Annotated in this window: 7 protein-coding genes; 6 read left to right on the top strand and 1 reads right to left on the bottom strand. The window is 73.8% G+C overall.

The annotated features are described in order from the left end of the window. Positions 1–200 precede the first annotated feature (200 nt). From ACWD12_RS19055 to ACWD12_RS19035, 5 genes are read left to right on the top strand one after another with little or no spacing between them, the layout of a single operon-like run. Entirely contained in the window at positions 201–542 is a 342-nt protein-coding gene (locus ACWD12_RS19055; RefSeq protein ID WP_358353350.1) for a TcmI family type II polyketide cyclase, read from the top strand. 39 nt (positions 543–581) lie between these two features. Further along, positions 582–2,375 carry an acetyl-CoA carboxylase, carboxyltransferase subunit beta gene (gene accD, locus ACWD12_RS19050; protein ID WP_450100489.1) on the top strand — a complete coding sequence of 598 codons (1,794 nt, stop codon included), beginning with the start codon at positions 582–584 and terminating at the stop codon, positions 2,373–2,375. Then, a complete protein-coding gene (locus tag ACWD12_RS19045) occupies positions 2,375–2,944 on the top strand; it encodes an acetyl-CoA carboxylase biotin carboxyl carrier protein (protein ID WP_450100488.1) in 570 nt (189 codons plus the stop codon). Before accD ends, ACWD12_RS19045 begins: the two co-directional genes overlap by 1 nt. A 5-nt stretch (positions 2,945–2,949) precedes the next feature. Further along, complete coding sequence (locus tag ACWD12_RS19040) at positions 2,950–4,443, top strand: acetyl-CoA carboxylase biotin carboxylase subunit (protein ID WP_450100487.1); 1,494 nt, start codon at positions 2,950–2,952, stop codon at positions 4,441–4,443. An 11-nt stretch (positions 4,444–4,454) separates the two neighbouring features. Further along, positions 4,455–5,498 carry a right-handed parallel beta-helix repeat-containing protein gene (locus ACWD12_RS19035; RefSeq protein WP_450100486.1) on the top strand — a complete coding sequence of 348 codons (1,044 nt, stop codon included), beginning with the start codon at positions 4,455–4,457 and terminating at the stop codon, positions 5,496–5,498. A 77-nt stretch (positions 5,499–5,575) separates the two neighbouring features. On the opposite strand, the gene ACWD12_RS19030 is transcribed toward ACWD12_RS19035, so the two are convergent. Continuing rightward, complete coding sequence (locus ACWD12_RS19030; RefSeq protein WP_358353358.1) at positions 5,576–5,917, bottom strand: chaplin; 342 nt, start codon at positions 5,915–5,917, stop codon at positions 5,576–5,578. 289 nt (positions 5,918–6,206) lie between these two features. Here ACWD12_RS19030 and ACWD12_RS19025 point away from each other — a divergent pair, with 289 nt between their 5' ends. Continuing rightward, positions 6,207–7,751: a hypothetical protein gene (locus ACWD12_RS19025; protein WP_450100485.1), complete on the top strand. Its 1,545-nt coding sequence runs from the start codon at positions 6,207–6,209 to the stop codon at positions 7,749–7,751. The last annotated feature ends 68 nt before the right edge of the window (positions 7,752–7,819 follow it).

The raw sequence follows: 7,819 nt of genomic DNA, 5'->3' as shown, positions 1-7,819 counted from the left end.
GCGCCCTCTGGGTTGGGGCGTCTCGGCGGGGGCGTCCTTCGCGCGCGCGGCCGGGGGGGTAGGCCGCGGCGCCCCCCGACCGGTCCACGGGCCCTGCCGCCGCTCCGATCCGATCCCGACGCCCGGCCCGATCCGGACGGCCGATCCGATCCGGACGGCCGATCCGATCCCGACGCCCGATCCGAAGCGAAGGACCTCTCGTGACCACGTACCGAAGCCTCATCGTCGCCCGCATGCGCCCGGGAGCCGCCGACGACGTCGCGGACATCTTCGCCGCGTCCGACCGCGGTGAGCTGCCCGGTCTCGTCGGCGTCACCGGACGCAGCCTGTTCCGGTTCGGCGACGACCTGTACCTGCACCTGATCGAGGCGGACCGTCCTCCGGCGGCGGGCGTCGCCGAGGTGGCCGGCCACCCGGAGTTCATGGCCATCAGCGACCGGCTCTCGGCCCACGTCAGCGCGTACGACCCGGCCACCTGGCGTGGTCCCAAGGACGCCATGGCCCACGAGTTCTACCGGTGGGAGCGGCCGCGCAACGGCTGAGTCCGCGACGCCCCGACCCACCGACTCTCGGAGGAACCCGTGGTCGACATCGACAACCGGCCGCACGCGCCGGACGCAGGGCCCGCGGCGACCGCGGCGGCCGACTGGGTGCGGTGCACCGAGTGCTGCGACCTCGTGTACGGCAAGCGCTTCGCCCGTGCCCTGCAGGTGTGCCCCGGCTGCGGTGCGCACGCCCGGCTGACCGCCCGGCAGCGGCTCGACCAGCTTCTCGACCCCGGCCTGCGGATCCCGCTCGAGACCGGGCCCGCCCCGCACGACCCGCTGGGCTTCACCGACTCGCGGCCGTACCCCGACAGGTTGGCCGAGGCGCAGGCGGCGACCGGGATGCCCGACGCGGCGCTCGCGGTCCGGGCCACCATCGCCGGCCATCCGGTGGTCGTCGCGGTCATGGACTTCCGGTTCCTCGGCGGCAGCCTCGGCTGCGCCGTCGGGGCGCTGGTCACCCGGGCCGCCGAGGAGAGCCTGCGCGAGCGCGTGCCGCTGCTGATCGTCACCGCCTCGGGCGGCGCGCGCATGCAGGAGGGCGCGCTGTCGCTCATGCAGATGGCCAAGACCGCGCAGGCTCTCGCCGAACTCGACGAGGCCGGGATCCTGGTGGTCACGCTGGCGACCGACCCGACGTACGGCGGGGTCGCCGCGTCGTTCGCGACGCTCGCGGACGTGATCCTCATCGAGCCGGGTGCCCGCATGGGGTTCGCGGGACCGCGCGTGATCGAGCAGACCATCGGCGAGCGGCTGCCGGAGGGGTTCCAGAGCGCCGAGTTCCTGTTGGCGCACGGCATGGTCGACGCGGTCGTCCCCCGGGACCAACTGCGGCGCATGCTCGGGCACTTGCTGGACGTGGCGGACCCCGCGAACAGCGCCGAGGTCGACCCGGACGCCGACCAGGGGACCTGGCGGCAGCGCGTCGAGCCGTACCCGCGGGCCGCTCTCCGGTCGGAGCCGTCCGGCGGCGAGGGCGCGGCGGCGGGTGGCGCCGCGTGGGACGTGGTACGCCGCGCCCGGCACCCCGAACGGCCCTCGGCCCTCGACTACGCCGGCCGTCTGCTGGAGGGCTTCGAGGAACTGCACGGCGACCGCATCGGCGCCGACTGCCCGGCGGTCGTCGGCGGCGTGGGACTCCTCGCGGGGCAGCCGGTCGTGCTGATCGGCCACCACAAGGGCGGATCGGACCTCCAGGAACGCCGCCGCCGGCACTTCGGGATGGCCACCCCCGCGGGCTTCCGCAAGGCCGCGCGGCTGATGAACCTGGCCGCGAAGCTGAAGATCCCCGTCGTGACGCTCGTCGACACCCCGGGGGCCAATCCCGACCTGGACGCCGAGCGCGGCGGGCAGGCGGTCGCGATCGCCGAGAACCTGCGCCTGATGTCGCGGCTGCCGGTGCCCGTCGTGAGCGTGGTCACCGGCGAGGGCGGCAGCGGCGGCGCTCTCGCGCTGGCGGTCGCCGACCGCGTCCTGATCTGCGAACACGCCGTCTACTCCGTCATCAGTCCGGAGGGGTGCGCGGCCATCCTGTGGAAGGACCAAGACGCCGCCCCTACGGCGGCCGAGGCATTGCGGCTGCGGGCGTCCGACCTGCTGCGGCTGGGCGTAGTGGACGAAATCGTGCCCGAGCCGGCGGGCGGCGCCCACACCGACCCGGAGACCGCCGCCGACCTCATGCGTGCCGCCCTGGTGCCGGTCCTCACCGAGCTGCGGCACCGCGACCACGACCGGCGGATCCGGGAACGCCGCGACCGCTACCGGAAGTTCGGCGCGTCGCCCGCGGTGGCGGGCGCCGGCGCCGGGGACACGTATCCAGGAGGGCACTGATGAGCATCGAGTGTGAGGGCGGCGCGAACGGCGCCGGCAACGAGGTCGTTTCCCGGGTGCCGAGGCGCTTCCGCCTGCAGGCCGGGGACACCGTGATCGAGATCGACTGGCTCCCCGGGGAGTCCGCGGCCCCGGTGACGGTTACCGCGAACGGCACCGCGGTCCTGCGGGAGGCTCCGGCACCCGCCGCGATCTCCTCGGCGTCGCCCGCCGCCCACACCGCGTCCCACGCCGCTTCGTCCGCCGCGACCGTCATCGCGTCCGTCGCCGCGTGCCCGGCCACGCCGGCCGGGGGTCCGGCCGCGGTGCCGGAGGCCGCCGCGTTGTTCGTCCGGGCGCCGATGGTCGGCACGTTCTACCACTCGCCGGACGCGGGAGCGCGGCCGTTCGTCGGCGTCGGCGACATCGTCCGGCCCGGCCAGACGATCGGGATCCTGGAGGTGATGAAGATGATGAACCCCATCACCGCCGAAGTCACCGGACGCGTCGTCGACATGGTGGCGGGCGACGCCGAACCGGTCGAGTACGACCAGCCGTTGATCGCCCTCGAACCCGTCGGCAGCGGGTGAGGCGCATGTTCTCCACGGTTCTGGTCGCCAATCGGGGCGAGATCGCGCTGCGTGTCGTCCGCGCCTGCCGCGAGGCGGGCATCCGCAGCGTCGCGGTCTATTCGACCGCGGACCGGGACTCGGCCGCCGTGCGCTGCGCCGACGCCGCCGTGCACATCGGGCCGCCGCCGGCGAAGTCCAGCTACCTCAGCATCCCCGCGATCATCGAGGCCGCCCGGGCGGTCGGGGCCGACGCCATCCACCCGGGCTACGGGTTCCTCTCCGAGGACCCGGACTTCGCCGAGGTCTGCGCGGCGCACGGCATCACCTTCATCGGTCCCCCGCCCGAGGTCATGCAGCGCCTCGGCGACAAGGCCGCGGCGCGCGCGGCGATGGCCGACGCGGGCCTGCCGGTGCTGCCCGGCAGTTGCGGCGCGCTGTCCTCGCCGGGCCAGGCGGCCGAGATCGCCGACCGGATCGGCTTCCCGGTCATCCTCAAGGCCGTCGCGGGCGGTGGCGGCCGGGGCATGCGCGTGGTGCGCGAACCGGGCGCGTTGGCCCGGGCATACGGCGAGACCCGGGCTCAGGCCCGCGCGGTGTTCGGCGACGAGCGCGTCTACATGGAGAAGTTCGTCGACAACGCCCGACATATCGAGGTCCAGGTGCTGTGCGACATGCACGGCGGGGCCATCCACCTGGGCGAGCGCGACTGCTCGGTGCAACGGCGGCACCAGAAGCTGATCGAGGAGGCACCGGCGGCCGGTCTCGATCCGGGCGTACGCGACGCGATGTGCGACGCGGCGCTGCAAGGCGCCAAGGCGGTCGGCTATGTGGGGGCGGGCACCTTCGAGTTCGTCGTCTCGGCCGCCCAGGAGTTCCACCTCATGGAGGTGAACTGCCGTCTCCAGGTGGAGCATCCGGTGACCGAGATGGTCACCGGGATCGACCTGGTGCACGAGCAGTTGCGCATCGCCGCCGGGGCACCGCTGACGATGCGTCAGGACGACGTGGTGATCCGGGGGGCCGCGATCGAGTGCCGCGTCAACGCCGAGGACCCCGAGAACGACTTCGTGCCCACGCCCGGGACGCTCGAGGAATTCGTGGCGCCCGGCGGCCCGTTCGTACGCGTCGACACGCACGCCTTCGCGGGCTGGCGGATCGGCCCCGACTACGACTCGCTCCTGGCCAAGGTGATCGCCTGGGCACCGGACCGCGAGGCGGCCCGGGCGCGTGCCGCCCGAGCCCTCGACGAGTTCCGGGTGGAGGGGGGCGGGGTCCGCACCACGATCCCGTTCCTGCGCCGCATCATCGACCACCCGGCCTTCGGCGCGGCCACGCACACCACGACCCTTGTCGACGCGATTGTCCGCGGCGACGAAGGGTCCGACGTCTCCCCCGATCTCCCTCAGCCGCAATGGCTTTCGCATTCGACACAGTACGCAAAGGCGGGCTTGGCACCATGGGTCAGCAGCGACGAAGCATCACCGAACGGTCAGGACGCGCAACCCGCGGTGTTGTAGCCGCCGCGTCCGTGCTCGTGGTCCTGGCGGCCGGGTCCGCGGAAGCCGCCGGACCTCGTGACGGGGCGACACCTGCCGTGCGTACGGTCGCGCCCGGCGAGTCCGTGCAGGCCGCGGTCGACGCCGCGGCGCCGGGCGAGGTCGTCGAACTCGCGGCGGGCACCTATCGCGGCAGTGTGCTGATCGCGAAGGACGGGATCACCCTGCGCGGCCCGCGCGAGGGCGAGGCAGTCATCGCACCGGCCGACCCGAACGACCCGGCCGGTGCGGGCGCCTGCGCGACGGGCGGCTTCGGAGTGTGCGTGTTCGGCACCGCGCAGAAGCCGGTCGTCGGAGTCGGCGTCGAGTCGCTGACCGTGACCGGGTTCCGCAAGACGGGTGTGAAGGGCCTGCACGCGGACGGCCTCTCCGTCGCCGGCGTGCGCGCCCACCGCAACGGCGAGCACGGCGTCGGCCAGGAGTTCTCGGTCCGCGGCCGGTTCGTCGGCAACATGACGGATTCCAACGGGCAGTCCGGGGTGTTCGTGGGCGACGAGCCCGACGGGAGCGGCACCTCAATCGTCGGCAACAGCGCGGCGGACAACCGCATCGGCGTGCATCTGCGCCGGGCCCGGCACGTCACCGTGACCGGGAACCGGCTCACGGCCAACTGCGCCGGGGTCTTCGTGGTCGGCGACGAGACCCGCCCGGTCGCTGGCGACCTCGACATCGTCGGCAACACGATCGCGGCCAACAACCGCTTCTGCCCGGGCAACGAGCGGATCGCCCACATCCAGGGCTCCGGCATCGTCCTGACCGGCACCGAGGGCGTACGCATCCACGCCAACACCGTCGTGGACCACAGCGGTGACTCCCCGATGTCCGGCGGCATCGTGATGGTCCCCAGCTTCAGCGGCGGCGGCACCTCCCATCAGGAGGTCACGGGCAACACGCTGCTGCGCAACGCCCCCGCCGACCTGGCCCAGCGGGATCCGCGGGGCGTCGGCAACACCTATGCGGCCAACACGTGCCTGAAGTCGGAACCTGCCGACCTGTGCGGGCCGCCGGCCGGCTGACCGCCGGTGACGTGTGACGCGCCGGTGCCCGGGAGTGGAGGGCCGGGCACCGGCGCGGCGCGTTGTCGCGGGGTCGGCTACCAGTTGCCGCCGTGGCCGCCGTGACCGCCGTGGTGGCCCGGGGCCATGGGGGGCGTCACGCCGGGCTTGGCGTCGTCGCCGTCCACGTTGGCGCACACGTTGCCGAACGCCGGGTTCAGGAGGCCGATGACGCTGACCGTGTTGCCGCACACGTTGACCGGCACGTGCACCGGAACCTGGATCAGGTTGCCGGACAGCACGCCGGGCGAGCCGACGGCCGCGCCGTCCGCGTCGGAACCCGCGAACGCCGCGCCGCCGCCCGCGAGCACGAGGGCCGCGGCACCGGCCGAGACAATCGTCGCCTTCTTCATGATCGCCACGAAACTTCTCCGTTTCATCGGTCCAGACTGCGGCGCCAGTTGGGGCCGCATGCGGAAGCAACGACAGGGCCGGCGTGCTGGTCACGGCCATCACTTCCGTGTCATCCACACGCAGCACCCCGGAGACGCCGCGGGACCGACCGAGCGCCCGTACGGAAACCTCCCAAACGGTCGTCGCACGGAGGTGCCCGACATGACGCGGGGCGGGAGTTCCTGGCCGGACGGGGTCCGGGGCGCTATGGTCATTCGTGATGACCACTCAATTCGTTGTGAGAATGGGGGTCCCGTCCGCGCAAGGTGAGTGCTGATGCACACTCACATCGCGAACGGGGATTCCCGGCTTTCCTTCTGGCCGCGCGTGCGCGAGTTCGCCGTGCCGCCCCCCATGATCGAGTCCGCGACCGCCCGCCGCCTTTGCGGCGATTGGGCCGGTGCGTGCGCCACCGCGGGCATCGACGTCGACCTGAACCTCCGTGCGCTCGCCCGCGACCACGGGCACGAACTCGCCGCCCGGGTACGCGCCGACCTGCGCCATCTCGCCCCCGATCTGCTGCGCTGGCACATGCCGCGCATCGCACCGGACGGGCTGCTACGGCCCGGCCTGACCATCTCCCTGGCCCGCTACGGGACCGACTCCGGTCGCCGAACGCGCGGCGTACACCTGGTGGTTCGCACTCCGCCCGGCTGGGCGGCCGCCGGGCAGCGGATCAGCCTCGCGTTGTGGGACGGGTCGGACCGCGCGTCCGGCGCGTACCTGTATCCGCATCCCCATCCGCACCGGCGGTTCCGCCTCGACCTGCACCGGCACCTGTGGGACGCGCGACGGTCGCACGAACTGGGTGTCCGCTCGGGTGCCGGTCCCGCGGGTCCCGCGGGTTCTGCGGGTTCGGCGGGTTCTGCGGGGCAGGCGCGGCAGGCCGGTCCGGCGGGACAGGCGGGTCCCGCGGATCCGCCGCCGTGGGCGGACCGGTCGGCCGGCGCCGCCCCGACCGGTTCGGCGTCGGACCTCCTGGACCTGGTGCCGCAGGACCAGCCGTGTGCCGTCGACCGATGGGCCGCCGAGGCCGAGATCCTGCTGCGGGCCGACGGCCGTCCCCCGGGAGCCGTCCTCGTCCGGCTCGGAGCCCGGCACCGGCTGATCGTCGAACCGGACACCGACCCGGGCGACGGCACCGGCCACTGGGACAGTGACGTCGGCAACGGCGTACGGCTGCCGGGACTTCGGCTCGCGAGAGCGTCCGCCTCTGGGCGGGGTCCCGCGCTGCCGGTGCTTCCCGACGCGGCCACCTGGGTCCTGCCCGACCTGGAACTCCTGCGCGCCGGCGCGATCGACGCGGACCGGCTGCACCCGCTGGTGGCGGAGGCGCTGATCCCCGGCTACTCGTCGGACACCACCCGGACCGTACGCGACCCGGGGCACCCCCGCTTCGTGGACTGCCGGGGCGCGCGGCATCGGATCGGGCTGGTCGACGGCGTCCTCACCGCCCTGGACCACGATCCCGACGAGATCCGGCGCGAGGAACTGCTCGCCGCCCTGACCGGAACCCCGGTGCCCTGCCTCCAGGCGATCGACGCGGCGCACCGGCGTCCGGACTGCCTCACAGGTGTCCGCGAACGCCTCCACCACGGCGACAGCTCCGGTGCCCTGGCGGTCGTCGAGGACCTGTTGGGGGCCGAGGCGGTGCTGCGCGACGGTGCGCTGCTGGACAGTCTGGAGGCCGCCGCGCGGGGGCGGATCACGTACGGGCTGTTCCGGGCCGGGCTGATCGGCCGCACTCCGCCGCTGCTCTGTCCCAGGCCCGTCCGCCCGGGCACCCGCGGCTCGCGCGGACGCCGTACCTCCGTCCGCTGACGGCAACTTCGCCGGATTCCGTTCTGACCGGCCGTCGGACGCCCGGCCCTGGTCCACGCCATCAACCA

Source organism: Streptodolium elevatio, assembly GCF_053592165.1.
This window is presented reverse-complemented; position numbering and strand designations above follow the sequence as displayed.